Here is a 15,882-nt window from a genome sequence, read left to right as displayed (position 1 = left end):
AGGTTGAGCGCGATCGCGGTGATCGCACCGATGGACATGCCCGAGGAGACAAATGCTCGCGCCCACTCTGGGAAGACCATGGCGATGTCCGGTTTGAAGGTAACCAGCATGGCCAGGCCTAGGGCGGCGGTGACGATGGTGGCGTTGCGCCCGTCGGTGATGTCCGCCTTCGCAATGGTCTGCAGGCCGACCCACGCCACGTTGGCGAAAAGGATCAAGGACGCCCCGCCCAGAACCGACGAGGGGATCGATGCGACGATCGCGCCAGCCTTGGGCAGCAGGCCCAGCAGGATCATAAAGCCGGCGGCGGCCACGGCCACCCAGCGGGACTTCACACCGGTCAGGCGCACAAGGCCGACGTTCTGGGCGAAACAGGTGTACGGGAAGGAGTTCATCACGCCACCGATGACGGTGGACAGGCCATCGGCACGAATCGCGCGGACCACGTCGCCGCGGCGGATGCGCTTCTTCACGATCTCACCGGTCGCAAACACATCACCGGTGGTCTCCACCATGGTGATGATCATGACGATGATCATGGAGAAAATCGCGATCAGATCAAACTTCGGGATGCCGAAGTAGAACGGGGTGGTGATTCCGAAAGCATCCGCGTCACCGACATCATCGAAGTTGGTATCTCCCAAGAAGAAGGCCACGGCCGTTCCCAGCACTAGGCCGATCAGAACGGACAGCGTTCCAAGGAATCCCTTGAAGAAACGCTGCACCAAAATGATCACCAGAATGGTGCCGAACCCGTACATCACGTCGCGGGTGGCCGGCACCCCTTCGGCATAGTTCACCAGGTCATTGGCGGAGACAGACAAGAGTGACGTACCCATCACCAGCAGGACAGTTCCGGTGACCACCGGCGGGAAGTACTTCAGCACTCGCCCGAACAGCGGTGCCACGAAGAAGGTAAACAGGCCAGAGACGATGATGGCGCCATAAATCGTTGGCAAGCTGGCAACGCCACCCTCGCCGTCGGTTGCCCCTAAACCAATCGCGATGATCGGGGAGACGGCGGTCGTCGTCACGCCCTGAATGATCGGCAGGCGCACACCGATGTGGCGGCCAATGCCCATCGCCTGGATAATCGTGGCGATGCCGCAGGTGAGCAAATCCGCGTTAATCAGGTGAATGGTGGTCTCTGTGTCCAGATTCAGCGAACTGGCGATCAGGAGCGGAACAATGACGGCACCGGCATAAAAAGCCAGCACGTGCTGTAGGCCAAGTGCCGCCAGCTTGGGCGCTGGCGGGACGGCATCGACAGGGTGCTGGGGTGTGTGCTTGGGCGCAGCTGGTGAAGCAGTTGCCACGAAGTCCTCCTTGGAAGGGGCGAAGCAGGTATTGAGTTACGCCATCAGAGTATCCGCTTAAGCTTTGAAAGTACGAATGAGACCTCTACGACGCCCGCTCGGTGCGCGCAACATGGATCAGCGCCTCCGCGTCCTCATTGAGGCTGGCACCGCGCAAACGCACGGCGGTGAGATGGCGCAGGAAAGTTAGGCCGGGCGTATCGACGACCACCAGGCGGCCGAGCGCGATCTGGTCCGTTACCGCGCCGCGGGCGATCACACCGGGCGCGCCCAAGGCCGCGATGCCCGCGCGCTGGGAAGCCAGTGACCCAAACTCGCCCGCCGGGGTAGCAAGTGTGCCTAGCGTATCTTCGACGACCTCGCGGGTGCCGGAGCCTTCCTCGCGTACAACAAGTGGTGTGGTGCGCAGCATGTCGGCAGTGGCGGTGTTGCCCGCCCAGGGGTGATCGGCGGGCACAACGACGACCAACTCATCCACACCCAGGTCCGATTCCACCAGGTGATGGGGGGAGGTGCCGCCTTCGACGATGCCCACGGCGACCTCACCGTTGGTGACCAGATCGCGCACACCGGTGGAGTTCGCCTGGCGCATCGCCAGCTGGACCGTGGGGTAGAGGGCGTGGAATTTGGCGGCCCACACGGGGTAATAGAGTTCTGCCACCGTGTTGGATACGGCGATGTGCAGGTGGCGGGCGGAGGAATCGTCGTTAAGCGAGGCGACGAGGGCTGCGAACTCACCGGCGGCCTCGAACAGGGCGGGAAGCGCGTCGATGACTTTCGTGCCGCGCTCTGTCAGCGTCACGCCATAGGGGGAACGGCTAAAGATGGTGAGCCCCAGTGTGTCCTCGGCGCGGGCGATGCGCGTGCTCATCGTTTGTTGGTGGACGGCCTGGTCACGCGCGGCCGCGGAGATGGAGCCGGTGCGGGCCACGTGGTGGAGTGCTTGGAGATCCTCGAATGCCGGCAACTTGGGGTACATGGTTTCATGGTACCCCTCACCATGTGCATGGACTCCTAAAGATGGCTGTGTCGAACTTAACATCAAAGCCATGACGAAATCAGTGCAGCTTCCACCGCCCGGGCCCGCGTGGGCCGGGTCGCTCATGGGTACCTCCATCGCAGCGACCCTGACCAACCTGCATGGGTGGCCGGTGGTGCCGTGGGTCTTCGCCATCATTGCCGCGGGGATCTGCGCCTATATTACGGTGGGCTGGCTGGTGCACCGCACGCCTGCTTTTTCGCACCTGAAGATGGGGCCGTGGGGGATGTACGCCATGGGTATTTTGGCACTGGGGTCAGCGTGGACGTCGGTGGCCGGGATGGATGTCTTTCAGATTGTCACCTGGTGGATCGGCACCGCTTTGGCCATCTGGGTCTGCCTGCTGCAGCTGCGCGGATTTGAAGGTGAGCCGAACTTTACGTGGGGGCTGGCGCTGGTGGCTCCGATGGTGGGTGCGACCGGTGGCGGGCAGCTCGCCGTGGATCATGGCCCGGTGTACTGGTATGTCGGCGCTGCCTGCTTCGTGCTGTCTGTGGTGACCGGTATCCCGATCTTCGCGCGGGTCTACGTGGACGTGGTGCGCGGAAAATTTGCGCCTTCCGGGGCTGCGGCTGGTACTGCGTGGATCCCGCTGGGCATCGTGGGGCAGTCCACCGCGGCGGCCCAAGTGCTGTTTGGCGGCTGGTACGGCACGCTCCACGGCACTGTGATGTTTAGCGTGGGCATTGTTCTTGTGGCATATGCCGCCTACCGTTTCTGGCCGGCGATTGCCAGGTGGGAAGAATATGGTCCCGGCTGGTGGGGCTCCACATTCCCCACCGGCACCATCTCACTAGGTGCGCATTATCTGGCGTTGACCACGGGTGCCGCCTGGCTTGAGACAGTCAGTGTTCTCTTCCTGTGCCTGCTGGTGGTCCACTGGAGCAGTTGTGTCGCCCGCTGGGCGTGGTGGCTGAGCCACGAATCGCCCAGGGCTGTCGACGGGGCTCGCCCGCGCGCCGACACTGCCGATGCTGCGGGCGCCGTCGGTGCTCGCGCCTAGACGAGCTTGTGAGTCAGGTTTGCCGGGCGGGTGTAGGTGTTCACCACGGGGGACCATGTGATCGCGTCGTCGACGATCTTCTGGAGGGTCTCGCGGTCGGTGTCGCCGTCTACGTCAATCTCCACGCGCACGTCGGAGACGCCTGGGCGCTTGTCTACTGAGATGTCGCCCGTGCCCCAGGTTGGGGAAATATCGATATCGGACTCAATGTCGATATCAATCTTGGTCAAGGTCACGCCACGGTGGGTCGCAATTGCCTGAATACCGACGGAGATACATGCGGCCAGGCCGGCCTGAGCGATCTCGGTGGGGTTGGGCGCGGTGTCGTCGCCAAGCAGGGCCGGTGGCTCAGACACGAGAACTGGGTCAAGCTTGCGCACCTTGGTGTAGTTGCGGAACTTGCCGTCAGCTTCAGTGTGGGTGCGGATCTTCTTCCAGCCGCCCTCAGGGTTATCGATATTCTTTTGTGCTAACTCCGCGAGCTTGTCCTTGTCGATCGGCTCGAGCGGCTCGCCAGCGTTGTGGTTCGGTGTGAGGTCAGACATCCTAAACTCCTTTTAACTATTCGTATAGGTTCAAAGGCCGATAATAGACTATCTGGTACAGGATTAGCAGAATCGCCGTTCTTTATATTCGTGACCGGCGGGTGGGGCGCGCCGGGCGGCTAGGTGTGTAACGGCAGTGCTCGGGGCCCTTTTCGTGTTGTCGCTCTGGGGCTGCGCGGTCCACACCGCGGTGAAGACATTTTAAAATTGGAGGAATTTCGCACTACGATTGCCCAAGAATTCAGACAGTGTTGTCTATTAGGTTGTCTAGCTTGGAAGGACTTCATAGTGCACAGGGCACACATGAGCCGGCGCGAACTCCTGCGCACAGCGGCGCGGATGGGCGGTCTCGTGGGCCTCAGCGCAGCCCTCGGCGCGTGTGCTCCCTCCTCGGGTAAGCAGGAACGCCAGGGGCGCGGAGGTTCGCGCCCCCACGTCACTATCGGCTTTGTCCCTATTGCGTGCGCCGCACCACTGCTGGTGGCGGACGGGCTCGGGCTATTTGACAAGCACGGCCTGGACGTGACGCTGCGCAAGTTTTCGGGATGGGCGGATCTCTGGACCGCCTATGCGACAGGCGCGCTTGACTTGGCGCACATGCTCTCGCCCATGCCTATCGCGATCGATTCGGGCGCCACCGATGCGTCGCGGCCCACCGAACTGGCCTTCACTCAGAACACTAACGGTCAAGCGCTCACGCTTGCCGCCGACCACCATCCCCACGTGAACACCGTGGGGGATTTGCGTGGAATGGTGCTGGGCATCCCCTTCGAATACTCGGTGCATGCGCTTTTGCTGCGCGATTACCTCGCTGCCGGCGGTGTCCACCCTGTTCGCGACGTTGAACTACGCCTCCTGCGCCCCGCAGACATGATCGCCCAGCTCGAGGTAGGAACGATCGACGGGTTTATCGGCCCAGAACCCTTCAATCAGCGCGCACTGCAAAGCGGCGCCGGTCGCATCTTCGTGCCCACCAAACAGATGTGGGACGGGCATCCCTGCTGTTCGATCGCCATGGCGCGGGAGGGGCAATCGTCGATACGCACGCCCCTGATCGCCGCGTTAAGCGAGGCCGCAACCTACGTGGATAACCCGGCCCACGCGCATGATGCCGCGCCGCTACTGGCGCAGGAGAAATACCTCAACCAGAAGGCGGAGCTGATCGAACCGGCGCTGATCGGCGAGTACCTCACGTGGAGCGACGAGCAGGTGACCGACCCCAACATGATCCGCTTCGGCGACACCACCCAAGCCTCCGCGTTGTGCTGGATGGCCACCCAGATGGCGCGGTGGGGGCTTGGCGGCGAGGGCGTGCTTTTCGACGATCACTCCATCCGAACCGCAGCCGAAAGGGTGTTGCCTGCTGAGGCAGGCCGCTCCGAAGCAACTCTGATGATCAACGGCCAAGAATTTGATCCGCGGCACCCAACCGCGGGGTACACAGCAGAAGCGAGGCAGAAAGACTAGCCATGACCACCTCGACCACACCTCAGCAGCGCGCGCGAAACGGCAAGGCGTTCTGGCAGCCCACGGTACTGGGCCTGGCGATTTTCGCCGCGTTTATTGCCCTGTGGCAACTGTGTGTTTCCGCGGGCTGGCTCTCCGATATTGCTCCGACACCCGCCCGGACCTTGCAGCGCGCCATTGAGATCCTCTCTGATCCTTTCTTCCGCGAGGGGCCGGCGTCGGTGGGAATCTTCTGGCACATGGTGGCCTCTTTGGTCCGCGTGCTGGTGGGCTTTGTCATCGCCATGGTTATCGCGATCCCGCTGGGGTTCTGGCTGGGCAGTTCGACGGTGTTGCGCCGCGCGGTGGACCCGATGGTGCAGATCCTGCGGCCGGTCTCGCCTTTGGCTTGGCTCCCGCTGGGCTTAGCCCTGTTGCGCGATGCGGAAAATACGGCGGTGTTCGTGATTGTGCTGTCGGCGTTGTGGCCCACGCTGCTCAACACGATTGAGGCCGTGCGCGGGATCCACCCGACCTACCGCAACCTGGCCGCTACCTTGGGGTCCACGACCTGGCAACGATTGATCTACGTGGTGGCGCCGGCGGCGATGCCGGGGATCGTCACTGGCATGCGGCAGTCCTTGTCGACGTCCTGGCTGGTCATTGTCGCAGCCGAAATGCTGGTGGGTGGGCAGGGTATCGGCTTTTTCGTGTGGAACATGTGGAACCGCCTAGACGTGGACGCCATCGTGGTGGCGATCGTGCTGATCGGCCTTGTCGGCTTGGTTCTTGATTACCTTGTTGCTTCTCTGCAGAAAGTTGTGCGTTATGACTAACAGCTCCGCCCACATCGATATCGACCGGATCACCAAGTCCTACGGGGACACCACCGTGATCGGCACGACGTCCTGCACCATCGCCGAGGGGCAATTCGTGTCGCTGCTTGGGCCCTCCGGTTCGGGCAAATCGACCATCCTCAACATGATCGCAGGGCTTTCCGAGCCAACAACCGGGCAGGTCCGGGCGCGCGGCGCAGAGATTACGGGCCCCGACCCGGAGCGCGGCATGGTCTTTCAGCACCACGCGCTGCTGCCGTGGATGACCGCGCGCGGCAATATCGAATTCGGGCTGCGCTCGGCCCGGCCCGAGCTCTCGGCGGTAGAGAGGACCGAGCGCGCCACCGCCTACCTTGAGCGCGTCGGACTTGCGCATGCGGCCGACCGTAGGCCTGCGCGGCTATCGGGCGGCATGCAGCAACGCGTCGGCTTGGCCCGCGCGTTCGCTGTTGATTCGGAGATCTTGCTTCTCGACGAACCCTTCGGCGCACTCGACGCTCTGACCAGGCTGCAGCTCCAAGAACTGTTGCTGGAGGTGTGGGAGGCGAACCGCCGCACCGTGGTGATGGTGACTCACGATGTCGACGAGGCGATCTTGCTCTCAGACCGCATTCTAGTGATGTCGCCGGGTCCGCAGGCCACCATCATCGCCGACATTGAGGAGGGGCTGGCCCGCCCCCGCTTTGGCACCGAAGATCCCGCGGCGGAGGCGCGCAAACTTGAGCTGCGCCAGCAGCTCCTGCAGCTACTTTAAAACTGCGCGCACCGCGCTGGTGGCCGCCTTGTCGGCCTCCTGGATAAACCAGGAGTCTGTGCCCGGCAGCGGGGGAGAGATGGTGGTGTCCGGGTACTGCGCGTGCGCGGGAATGCCCACCATGTGCAGGCGCGGGTCAACTTCGCCGTCCGCATTGCGGACCTGGCGGGTCTGCGGGTCCTGGTCCGGCGAGCCAGTGGGGACGACAGATCCATCGCGCGCGATTTCGGTAAATGGCGTGATCCGCCCACTGTCGACGAGCTGGCGGGTCAGCTGGTCAGCGGGCTCGCGACGAATATCCGGCTTGTGCACCCACGCGTCGAGCAGAATCGAGCCCCGGTAGCGCTTCCCGCCAGAGTTCGCGGAGCTCATGGTCCACTCGCCGGTCTCACGGTCGACACCCAACAAGGGGTTGCCGCCGATAAAGGTGACGATGCCCGCGTCGACAAGCGCAAGCAACTGACGCGACCGGAAGATCGGCGGGCCCGAACAGGCAAGCTGGCCGACCGCGATCGCCTTATCAAACATGTGGTGGCGCGACTCGACCGTATAGCGTCCCTCCGCGCCCAACACCTGCGTCGGCTTGCGCGAATAGCCCAGCGACCACAAGGCGGCGCGAACAGGGGAGTCCGGCCCAGCGGCGGCCTCATCGACATCCTCCTGAACGCGCTCGGCGATATAGGCCGTCAGCTCATCTGCGTTGTCGAAGTCGGCGGGCAGCAGGTGCAGCCATTTCAGCAGGGTGAAGCGTTCGGTGGTGTACTTATCGACGATCGCATCCATCTCTTTTACACCGTTGAACACGGCGGATGCGTCGATCTCTGCTGCATCGATCGCGGCAACAATCTCCTCGAGGCTGGCCTTGAGCGCGTCTGGATTCACCCGGGCAAGTGTCGTGACATAGGCCTCGTAAGCATCCTTGAGCACTGCCGGCCAGACTTCGGTGTCATAGTTGATGGAGCCCGGCCCCTCACGGTCCGCCAAATGGGCCACAACCTTTTTCAGCCGTGGGATCTCAGCGGCTGGCGGCAGCCCCCGGTCGTCGGACTGTGGCATGAACGGGTAGCCGCGGCGCGAACTTGCGTAAAACTTTGGCTCACGTCCTGTCGCCTTGTAGCGCAGCCCACCGGAAGCGGTGTCGTCCTCGACGAAGCGCCCGCCGCGCATCTGGGTGGTCATGATCAGCACGTCGAAAAAGCCCATACCCAACCCGCGCGCAAGCACCTGGGCGTTGTCGCCGATCTGCGCAATATCTTGATCGATGGGGTTGTCAGCGCGGATCCACACCAGCTCAGGATTGTCCTTGAGCGTGTTGACGATCCATTCTTCCTGCTTCGTCAGCCCCTGGTTCTGCCAACCGGTCACCGCGATGGTGGCGTCCGCCTCTACGGTCTGCCCATTGTTCAGCTCAAGGATGTCGCGGTCGCCGGCAGGGGTGATCGTCGTCACGCGCGCGTCGTGGCGCACCACCGTGACCCACTCCGGAACCTCCTCGAGCACGGACTCGAAGAACCAGCGCAGGTAGAAACCGTACAGCGCACGCGGGGGATAGGACGCAGGCCCGATCGCCTCAAGTTCCTCCTGGCTGAAACGTTCCTTCACCGCGGGGTCAAGGGGATGCTTATCGACGAAAGCCAGCTTCGCCTCTTTGATGCCGGAACGGTCGCCGAGCTGGAGGCGCACCCATTCGTAAATGGTGGGGCCCTCGACGACAGGCGCGGTGACTGTGGCGCCCGGTTCGCTAAAGAGTGTCATGCCGTGGGCAAAGGTGTTCATGCACAGCTGCGTGGGCTGGTTGATGTCCCAGATGCGGCCGCCACCGTGTTGCGCGTCGTCGATGAGGTGCAGGTGGAACTCTGCGGGCGGGTGCGTGGTGGCGTTGAGTGTGGCCACGGTGCGTTCGAGGGTGGAGAGCCCGCGGGGGCCCAGGCCGATGATCGCTAGCGAAGGCGACATGAACTTCCCTTCATGATAAGACAGTTAAAACAAAGTAGTAGGTGGCGACTGTACCACCTGGTCTACTTAGGCTGCCTTATTCTGCGGGGAATACATTCATTGCGCGGGTCAGTTGGCGGGCGGCCTCCTTGAGCTGTGCGCCCCAGGTTGCTGCGGGCGAGGGGCCCAGGCGTTCTGCGGGGCCGGACACGCTGAGTACCGCGACCAGCTCGTTGTCGGGGCTTAATATGGGCGCGGACAGGCTGGCCAGGCCGGGTTCGCGTTCGCTGACGGATTCGGCGACCCCTTCCTCGAGCACCGCCTGGAGTGCTGTCTCCGGAAAGGTAGACTGGGCGGTCTGTGTAGCGCCTTGTGAGTAGGCGGCGAACACGTGGGCGGCCGAGCCGTGGGTTAGGGGGAGCTGGGATCCGACCGGCACCGTGTTGTGAAGGCCAACTGGTGGCTCCTGGGCGGCGATGCAGGTGCGCGTCGTGCCTGTGAGTTGATAGAGCTGGACAGATTCGCCGGTGGTGTCAACCAGTTCGGTCATGATCGGGGCCGCGACCGCCAGCAGCATGGTGGGGGTTGTGGGCGCCAGGCGTTTTAAAGCACCTCCTGTCACCCAGGTGCCGTCGGCTGTGCGCGCAAGCAGGCCGTGGGCCTCAAGGGCAGTGGCGAGGCGGTGGGTCGTGGCGCGGGGGATGCCGGTGGCGTCGACGATGTCGTGGAGCTGCGCACCTGCAGGCTCGGCGGCGACGGCGTGGAGGATCGCCACGGCGCGATCAAGTACTTGGATCCCACTGGCTGCGCTATACTGTCCCATAGAACGAACACTACCATCCCACTGTGTGAGATTAGTTAGGAGATGCTCATGGCTGACAAGCCGTTGACACTGGCAGAAAAAGTGTGGCGCGACCACGTCGTAAAGAAAGGCGAAGGTGGCGAACCTGACCTGATCTATATCGACTTCCAGCTGCTCCACGAAGTCACCAGCCCCCAGGCCTTCGACGGCCTGCGCATGACCGGTCGCACAATGCGCCACCCGGAACTCCACCTGGCCACCGAGGACCACAACGTGCCCACCGAAGGCATCATCTCGGGCAACCTGCTGGAAATTAAGGAACAAACCTCCCGCGTCCAGGTACAGACGCTGCGCAAGAACTGCGAAGAATTCGGCGTCCGCCTGCACTCCATGGGCGATGTGCAGCAAGGCATCGTGCACACCGTCGGCCCACAGCTGGGCATCACCCAGCCAGGCATGACCATCGTCTGTGGCGACTCGCACACCTCCACCCACGGCGCATTCGGCGCCATCGCGATGGGTATTGGCACCTCCGAGGTCGAGCACGTCATGGCGACCCAGACCTTAAGCCTGAAGCCATTCAAGACCATGGCCATCGAAGTTTCCGGCGAGCTCGCCGAAGGCGTCAGTGCGAAGGACCTGATCCTGGCGATCATCGCGAAGATCGGCACCGGCGGCGGCCAAGGCCACATCATCGAATACCGCGGCGAGGCCATCGAGAAGTTGTCGATGGAAGCCCGCATGACCATCTGCAACATGTCCATTGAAGCAGGCGCCCGCGCCGGCATGGTCGCTCCCGACCAGAAGACATTCGACTACGTCGAAGGCCGCGAGTTCGCACCCAAGGGCGCCGACTGGGACGCCGCCGTCGAGTACTGGAAGACACTGCCTACCGACGAAGGCGCCGAGTTCGACACCGTCGTCGAAATCGACGGCTCCGCGCTCACCCCATTCGTCACCTGGGGCACCAACCCCGGACAAGGCCTCCCACTGAGTGCCACCGTGCCCAGCCCCGAGGACTTCCACGACGAATCCTCCAAGGCCGCCGCCGAAAAGGCACTGGCCTACATGGACCTCGAACCAGGCACACCGCTGCGCGACATCGCCATCGACACCGTCTTCCTCGGCTCCTGCACCAACGCACGCATCGAAGACCTGCGCGCGGCAGCATCCATCATCGAAGGCAAAAAGATCGCCGACGGCACCCGCATGATGGTCGTGCCATCCTCCACCTTGGTTAAACAGCGGGCAGAGGAAGAAGGCCTAGACAAGATCTTCACCGACTTCGGCGCCGAGTGGCGCACCGCCGGCTGCTCGATGTGCCTGGGCATGAACCCAGACCAGCTCGCGCCGGGCGAGCGCTCCGCCTCCACCTCGAACCGCAACTTCGAAGGCCGCCAAGGCCCAGGCGGGCGCACCCACCTGGTCAGCCCGCTGGTCGCAGCCGCCACCGCGATCACCGGCCACCTCGCAAGCCCCGCAGACCTCTAAGGAGAACTAACCATGGATAAATTCACCACGCACACCGGCGTCGGCGTTCCACTGCAGCGCTCCAACGTGGACACCGACCAGATCATCCCCGCCGTGTTCTTAAAGCGCGTCACCCGCACCGGCTTCGAGGACGGCCTCTTCCACAACTGGCGCACCAAGGAAGAAGACTTCGTGCTCAACCAGGAGCCTTATGCCAACGGCTCCGTCTTGTTCGCCGGCCCAGACTTCGGCACCGGCTCCTCGCGCGAGCACGCCGTGTGGGCGCTCATGGACTACGGCTTCAAAGCCGTGTTCAGCCCGCGCTTCGCCGACATCTTCCGCGGCAACTCCGGCAAGGCTGGCCTGCTCGCAGGCATCATGAGCGAGTCCGACATCGAGCTGATCTGGAAGCAGCTGGAACAGGAGCCCGGCATGGAGGTCACCGTGTCACTCGAGGACCGCACCGTGACCGTCGGCAACTCCACCTACACCTTTGAGATTGATGATTACACCCGCTGGCGCCTCATGGAAGGCCTCGACGATATCGGCCTCACCCTGCGCGAGGAAGACCACATCAGCGCCTACGAAGCGCAGCGCCCCGCCTACAAGCCCGCGGTGAGCTAGGCGTTTAACGCACGGGCAGTGGGCTCGGCATATAGTCAGCGCCCACCAGCTCACCATCCACGAAGGCCAGCGACCACACGCTGGCCTTCTTCGCTTTGATCTCATCGTCGATCGGCAAACGCCCACGCGCAGCCAGCCACGCAATCATGTCCGGGATGATCAGGCCCTGCCCGACGATCACACTCACGCCACCCTCGTTGACCACATCCATGAACGCTGCCTGGGCCTGCACCTGGGAGTCCAGCCACCCGTCGTCGCCGAATCGCTTATCGACGACCACCTCTAACCCAAGCTCATCAGCAAGAGGAGCGGCTGTGTCCTGGCAGCGGTCAGGAACCGCCGAATAGATCCGTGTCGGGGCAAAAGGTGCGAGCATCGGCACCAGCATCTCGGCCTGGCGGCGCCCCTTCTTCTCCAGCGGGCGCAGGTCATCGTTGCCGTCCCACTTCTCGCGTGCATGCGCCTTGGCGTGCCGCACGTACAACACGCGTGCGGTTGCCGGGTGGAGCAGTCGCTTCTCCGCCTTCTTCAGCACTTCGGTGTCCAGCTCATAGGTCACCAGGTCCTGCGCTTGATCCATGGGCAGCCAGCGGATCTCATCCACCTCGTCGTTAGGCACGAACTCGCCGCCGGTCACCTCGCCGGTCACCTCGCCGGTCCAGTAGTAGACCACCTTCATGGCGCCCGAGACCGGGTACACAGTCTTGCCCAGCAGCTTGCCCAGGCGCACGGTATAGCCGGTTTCCTCCTTGATTTCGCGTACCGCCGTCACCGGCAGCGATTCCATCGGATCCACCTTGCCCTTGGCCAGCGACCAATCGTCGTAATGCGGACGATGGATGCACGCCACCTCGATCTCACCGGCAGCGTCGCGGCGCCACAGCACCGCACCGGCGGCGAGTGTGGTGTTCGGGAATTCCTTGATCGGCTTCGCGGGGATGCGCTGTAAACGCCCCGTGATCCACTTTTCGCCACGCTTATCTTTGTCTGTTTCCAGCAAGACGTTCTTTTTAGCCATGGGTTCAATTGTGGCGCATCGCGGCCCCGCGCGCTATCTGATCTAAGATAAACCGCAACGAATTTTTTTCGCGTATCGACGAAGGAGCAGGCAATGGTCAACGTCGCTGTCATGGGGGCTGGGTCGTGGGGGACCACCCTGGCGAAGGTGTTTGCGGACGCCGGCAACACAGTAACCCTGTGGGCGCGCCGCGATGAGTTGGCCCGTAAGATCGCAGATACTCGCCGTAATCCGGATTACCTGCCGGAGGTGGAACTGCCGGAAGCGATCAGCTCTACCAGCGATGCTGCCGAGGCACTCGATAATGCCGCGATCGTCGTGTTCGCGGTGCCCTCGCAGACCATGCGCCAGAACCTCACGCAGTGGACGCCTTTGCTGCCTTCGGATGCCACCCTCGTGTCCATCTCCAAGGGCATTGAGACCGGCACCTACAAACGAATGACGGAAGTGATCGAGGAAATAACCGGCTTCGACCGCGAACAGATCGCCGTGCTCACCGGACCGAACCTGGCCCGCGAGATCGCCGACGAACAGCCCGCCGCCACTGTGATCGCCTGCACCAACGTCACCCGCGCGAAGCTGGTCCAAGCCGCCTGCGCCACCAGCTACCTGCGCCCATACACCAACACGGACGTGATCGGCTGCGAGATCTCCGGTGCCTGCAAGAATGTCATCGCCTTGGCCTGTGGCATGGCGTCTGGTCGCGGGCTGGGGGAGAACACCCTGGCCACCGTGATCACCCGCGGGTTGGCGGAGATCACCCGTCTGGGCACTTCCTTGGGCGCGGACCCCCGCACATTCGCAGGGCTGGCGGGGCTCGGGGACCTCGTCGCCACGTGCAATTCGCCCCTGTCGCGCAACCGCACCTTCGGCTACCAGCTAGGCCAGGGTGGCACGCTGGCAGAAGCAACGGCGGCCACCCAGGGGCAGGTTGCAGAGGGGGTCATCTCGTCGAAAAGCGTGTTCGACCTAGCGGGCACCGTGGGCGTGGAAATGCCGATCACGCAGGCGGTATTCGGCGTGTGCCATCAGGATATGTCGGTAGCGGACACGATTGTGGCGCTGATGGGCCGATCGAAGAAGTCCGAATAGGTCAGGGTTGTAGGGAAAGGTAGTCTGAGTCAGTGATTCGTGTAGCAGTAGTTTATGGTGGCCAGTCCACTGAGCATTCCATCTCGTGTATCTCCGCGGGCTCCATCATGGGGGCGCTGGATCGGGAGAAATATGAGATCATTCCCATCGGCATCACGCGCGACGGCGTGTGGGTGCAGGGCAGCCTCGACCCGGTCGCCGGCGAGCAGCGCCCGTCCGTGGCGCCTGGCCCGGAGGTCGCGCTGAGCATCAACCCAACCCGGCGCGGCCAGATCACCATGGTCGATACCGGCGAGTTGATCGCTACCGCCGACGTGGTCTTTCCCGTCATGCACGGCCCGTTCGGCGAGGATGGCACGATCCAGGGCCTGCTGGAGATGAGTGGCATCCCGTACGTGGGCACGGGGGTGTTGTCGTCGGCGTGCGGGCAGGACAAGGAGTTCACGAAGAAGCTCATGGTGGCCGAGCAGCTGCCGATTACCGATGAGTTCATCCTGCGTGAAGGCGACGTCCTGCCGGAGGACCAGAAGGCGCGCCTGGGCCTGCCGGTGTTCGTGAAGCCGGCGCGGGGTGGTTCGTCGATCGGCATTTCGCGTGTCGACGATTGGGCCGACCTTCCTGCCGCGATCGCCCTGGCCCGGGAGTCGGATGACAAGGTGATCGTGGAAGCCGAGTTGGTGGGCGATGAGGTTGAGGTCGGGGTGCTGGAATACCCTGACGGTTCGATCGTGGCCTCCCCGCCGGCGCTGCTGGTGGGCACGAACGATTCCGACGAGGGCTTCTACGGCTACGAAACCAAGTACTTCGATGACGTGGTGTCGGCCCAGATTCCTGCGCCTTATGACGAGGACACGATCCGCCAGATCAAGGCGCTGGCTGTCGAGACGTTCCGCGCGCTGAACTGCACCGGCCTGGCGCGCGTGGACTTCTTCGTCACCGCTGAAGGCCCGGTGCTTAATGAGATCAACACGATGCCCGGGTTCACCTCGATCTCCATGTACCCGCAGGTCTTCGCGGCTGCGGGTGTACCTTACGACGAGCTACTGGACACGCTGATCCAGACCGCGCTGGCCTAGAGCGCCTGCTCGATTGCCTCGGTGATGCGCACGATGGCCGCGTTGCCCGCGTTCTGCGGCACGCTGACGGCCACGTTGGCGTCTCGTCCCAGGGCGAACCAGGTAGCGGCGGTGGAGCCGTTGATCAGGCGAGTGTCTTCGAACCAGGTCACGTCATTGATCTGTTGGAGCTGTTCACCGGCCTGGTAGTTTTCGGGGTCTGCCACGCCACAGCGCAGGACGATCGGTTCGACACCCGGTGCGGTCCACACGGCGGTGGCCGGCTCGTCGACAGGCAATGGAGTGTAGCCGTCCGCGACCTCCTCGGGCAGAGCCTCCATCAGGGGTTTGCAGGTCTCTCGATCGCCCTCATTGGCGGCAAGACCAGATAGGGGAGCGGGGTTGAATTCGGTGGGGCGCTCCTCCAGCATGTCGATCGGCAAATCCTCCACCGGATTCTCAGCACCATCTAGCCCGTGCTCGTCGGCGGTGACCGCTACGACGGGGAAGCGGTCCGTGGTGTACCAGGTGGACAGGCTGGATTCAGGGGTGGGATCGTCGACACGCATCCACTCCACGCCACCAATTTCTGCGGTGGGGGTGTACTCGTCGTACTGCAGGGGCATATCGACACCGCAGCGCAAGGTGATGCGCTCAATCTCGGTGGTCTGCCACGCGGCGGCGCCGGCCGGGGCAGGCTCCAACAGTTCCGCCCGGTCGTGGCCTAAGAGTTCGCCGGGGAGCTCGTCGACAAGCGCCTGGCACTCAGGTGAATCCGCATCGGGTGCGTCGACCGGGCCCATGGCCACCGGCTGATTGGTCGCCTGGTCGAAGAACCACTTCGCGCCGAACAATACGCCGACAACAAGCGCTAGGGCGATGGCCAAACTGATATAGACCGGAGTGCGGTTGAATTCCGCACCTGCACGCGATGTATCGTCAGACAT

Annotated in this window: 15 protein-coding genes; 8 read left to right on the top strand and 7 right to left on the bottom strand. The window is 63.3% G+C overall.

All coding sequences use genetic code 11. The features are described from left to right. Both ACHFGA_RS07250 and ACHFGA_RS07245 read right to left on the bottom strand, forming a co-directional pair. The coding region (locus tag ACHFGA_RS07250) for a nucleobase:cation symporter-2 family protein (RefSeq protein ID WP_394281739.1) at positions 1-1,316 on the bottom strand (1,316 nt) is incomplete at its 3' end. Between the two features lie 85 nt (positions 1,317-1,401). Beyond that, positions 1,402-2,295 (bottom strand): LysR family transcriptional regulator, encoded by an 894-nt coding sequence (locus ACHFGA_RS07245; RefSeq protein ID WP_394281738.1) that lies wholly within the window; start codon positions 2,293-2,295, stop codon positions 1,402-1,404. Between the two features lie 70 nt (positions 2,296-2,365). Here ACHFGA_RS07245 and ACHFGA_RS07240 point away from each other — a divergent pair, with 70 nt between their 5' ends. Beyond that, on the top strand, positions 2,366-3,358 hold the full coding sequence (locus ACHFGA_RS07240; protein ID WP_394281737.1) for a hypothetical protein: 993 nt from the start codon (positions 2,366-2,368) through the stop codon (positions 3,356-3,358). Here the strand turns inward: ACHFGA_RS07240 and ACHFGA_RS07235 are convergent. Beyond that, on the bottom strand, positions 3,355-3,903 hold the full coding sequence (locus tag ACHFGA_RS07235) for an OsmC family protein (protein ID WP_394281736.1): 549 nt from the start codon (positions 3,901-3,903) through the stop codon (positions 3,355-3,357). The genes ACHFGA_RS07240 and ACHFGA_RS07235 overlap by 4 nt on opposite strands. 303 nt (positions 3,904-4,206) lie before the next feature. Here ACHFGA_RS07235 and ACHFGA_RS07230 point away from each other — a divergent pair, with 303 nt between their 5' ends. From ACHFGA_RS07230 to ACHFGA_RS07220, 3 genes are read left to right on the top strand one after another with little or no spacing between them, the layout of a single operon-like run. Beyond that, positions 4,207-5,370, top strand: coding sequence for an ABC transporter substrate-binding protein (locus tag ACHFGA_RS07230; RefSeq protein WP_394281735.1), 1,164 nt, complete (start codon positions 4,207-4,209; stop codon positions 5,368-5,370). A 2-nt stretch (positions 5,371-5,372) separates the two neighbouring features. Then, the gene (locus ACHFGA_RS07225; RefSeq protein WP_394281734.1) at positions 5,373-6,185 is read left to right on the top strand and encodes an ABC transporter permease; all 813 of its coding nucleotides are present in this window, start codon (positions 5,373-5,375) and stop codon (positions 6,183-6,185) included. Continuing rightward, positions 6,178-6,939, top strand: a complete 762-nt coding sequence (locus tag ACHFGA_RS07220; protein ID WP_394281733.1) for an ABC transporter ATP-binding protein — start codon at positions 6,178-6,180, stop codon at positions 6,937-6,939. The genes ACHFGA_RS07225 and ACHFGA_RS07220 overlap by 8 nt, the downstream gene beginning before the upstream one ends. Here the strand turns inward: ACHFGA_RS07220 and ACHFGA_RS07215 are convergent. Both ACHFGA_RS07215 and ACHFGA_RS07210 read right to left on the bottom strand, forming a co-directional pair. Next, the gene (locus ACHFGA_RS07215; RefSeq protein ID WP_394281732.1) at positions 6,931-8,895 is read right to left on the bottom strand and encodes an FAD/NAD(P)-binding protein; all 1,965 of its coding nucleotides are present in this window, start codon (positions 8,893-8,895) and stop codon (positions 6,931-6,933) included. The two genes, ACHFGA_RS07220 and ACHFGA_RS07215, sit on opposite strands and share 9 nt — an antisense overlap. 76 nt (positions 8,896-8,971) lie before the next feature. Beyond that, on the bottom strand, positions 8,972-9,697 hold the full coding sequence (locus ACHFGA_RS07210) for an IclR family transcriptional regulator (protein WP_394281731.1): 726 nt from the start codon (positions 9,695-9,697) through the stop codon (positions 8,972-8,974). A gap of 48 nt (positions 9,698-9,745) precedes the next feature. Between ACHFGA_RS07210 and leuC the strand changes: the two genes are divergently transcribed. Further along, the gene (gene leuC, locus ACHFGA_RS07205) at positions 9,746-11,167 is read left to right on the top strand and encodes a 3-isopropylmalate dehydratase large subunit (protein WP_394281730.1); all 1,422 of its coding nucleotides are present in this window, start codon (positions 9,746-9,748) and stop codon (positions 11,165-11,167) included. A gap of 12 nt (positions 11,168-11,179) precedes the next feature. Continuing rightward, positions 11,180-11,770, top strand: coding sequence for a 3-isopropylmalate dehydratase small subunit (leuD, locus tag ACHFGA_RS07200; RefSeq protein ID WP_394281729.1), 591 nt, complete (start codon positions 11,180-11,182; stop codon positions 11,768-11,770). Positions 11,771-11,774: 4 nt separating this feature from the next. Here the strand turns inward: leuD and ACHFGA_RS07195 are convergent, their stop codons facing one another. Further along, positions 11,775-12,788 carry an NUDIX domain-containing protein gene (locus tag ACHFGA_RS07195; RefSeq protein ID WP_394281728.1) on the bottom strand — a complete coding sequence of 338 codons (1,014 nt, stop codon included), beginning with the start codon at positions 12,786-12,788 and terminating at the stop codon, positions 11,775-11,777. Between the two features lie 93 nt (positions 12,789-12,881). Here ACHFGA_RS07195 and ACHFGA_RS07190 point away from each other — a divergent pair, with 93 nt between their 5' ends. Together ACHFGA_RS07190 and ACHFGA_RS07185 are read left to right on the top strand one after the other, a co-directional pair. Beyond that, positions 12,882-13,880: an NAD(P)H-dependent glycerol-3-phosphate dehydrogenase gene (locus ACHFGA_RS07190; RefSeq protein WP_394281727.1), complete on the top strand. Its 999-nt coding sequence runs from the start codon at positions 12,882-12,884 to the stop codon at positions 13,878-13,880. A 32-nt stretch (positions 13,881-13,912) separates the two neighbouring features. Continuing rightward, complete coding sequence (locus ACHFGA_RS07185) at positions 13,913-14,956, top strand: D-alanine--D-alanine ligase family protein (RefSeq protein ID WP_394281726.1); 1,044 nt, start codon at positions 13,913-13,915, stop codon at positions 14,954-14,956. Here the strand turns inward: ACHFGA_RS07185 and ACHFGA_RS07180 are convergent. Then, positions 14,953-15,882: a DUF3515 domain-containing protein gene (locus ACHFGA_RS07180; RefSeq protein WP_394281725.1), complete on the bottom strand. Its 930-nt coding sequence runs from the start codon at positions 15,880-15,882 to the stop codon at positions 14,953-14,955. The two genes, ACHFGA_RS07185 and ACHFGA_RS07180, sit on opposite strands and share 4 nt — an antisense overlap.

Origin of the sequence: Corynebacterium sp. (genome assembly GCF_043426755.1) — a bacterium.
Taxonomy (GTDB): Bacteria; Actinomycetota; Actinomycetes; order Mycobacteriales; family Mycobacteriaceae; genus Corynebacterium.
The sequence above is the reverse complement of the archived record's forward strand: the minus strand, read 5'-3'. Positions and strand labels throughout refer to the sequence as shown.

Bases quoted from the DNA above. Each gene is read 5' to 3' on its own strand.
- ACHFGA_RS07240 (WP_394281737.1), top strand. From the start codon at position 2,366: ATGACGAAATCAGTGCAGCTTCCACCGCCCGGGCCCGCGTGGGCCGGG.
- leuC (WP_394281730.1), top strand. From the start codon at position 9,746: ATGGCTGACAAGCCGTTGACACTGGCAGAAAAAGTGTGGCGCGACCAC.
- ACHFGA_RS07235 (WP_394281736.1), bottom strand. From the start codon at position 3,903: ATGTCTGACCTCACACCGAACCACAACGCTGGCGAGCCGCTCGAGCCG.
- leuD (WP_394281729.1), top strand. From the start codon at position 11,180: ATGGATAAATTCACCACGCACACCGGCGTCGGCGTTCCACTGCAGCGC.
- ACHFGA_RS07190 (WP_394281727.1), top strand. From the start codon at position 12,882: ATGGTCAACGTCGCTGTCATGGGGGCTGGGTCGTGGGGGACCACCCTG.
- ACHFGA_RS07225 (WP_394281734.1), top strand. From the start codon at position 5,373: ATGACCACCTCGACCACACCTCAGCAGCGCGCGCGAAACGGCAAGGCG.
- ACHFGA_RS07195 (WP_394281728.1), bottom strand. From the start codon at position 12,788: ATGGCTAAAAAGAACGTCTTGCTGGAAACAGACAAAGATAAGCGTGGC.
- ACHFGA_RS07215 (WP_394281732.1), bottom strand. From the start codon at position 8,895: ATGTCGCCTTCGCTAGCGATCATCGGCCTGGGCCCCCGCGGGCTCTCC.
- ACHFGA_RS07220 (WP_394281733.1), top strand. From the start codon at position 6,178: ATGACTAACAGCTCCGCCCACATCGATATCGACCGGATCACCAAGTCC.
- ACHFGA_RS07230 (WP_394281735.1), top strand. From the start codon at position 4,207: ATGAGCCGGCGCGAACTCCTGCGCACAGCGGCGCGGATGGGCGGTCTC.
- ACHFGA_RS07210 (WP_394281731.1), bottom strand. From the start codon at position 9,697: ATGGGACAGTATAGCGCAGCCAGTGGGATCCAAGTACTTGATCGCGCC.
- ACHFGA_RS07245 (WP_394281738.1), bottom strand. From the start codon at position 2,295: ATGTACCCCAAGTTGCCGGCATTCGAGGATCTCCAAGCACTCCACCAC.
- ACHFGA_RS07180 (WP_394281725.1), bottom strand. From the start codon at position 15,882: ATGTCTGACGATACATCGCGTGCAGGTGCGGAATTCAACCGCACTCCG.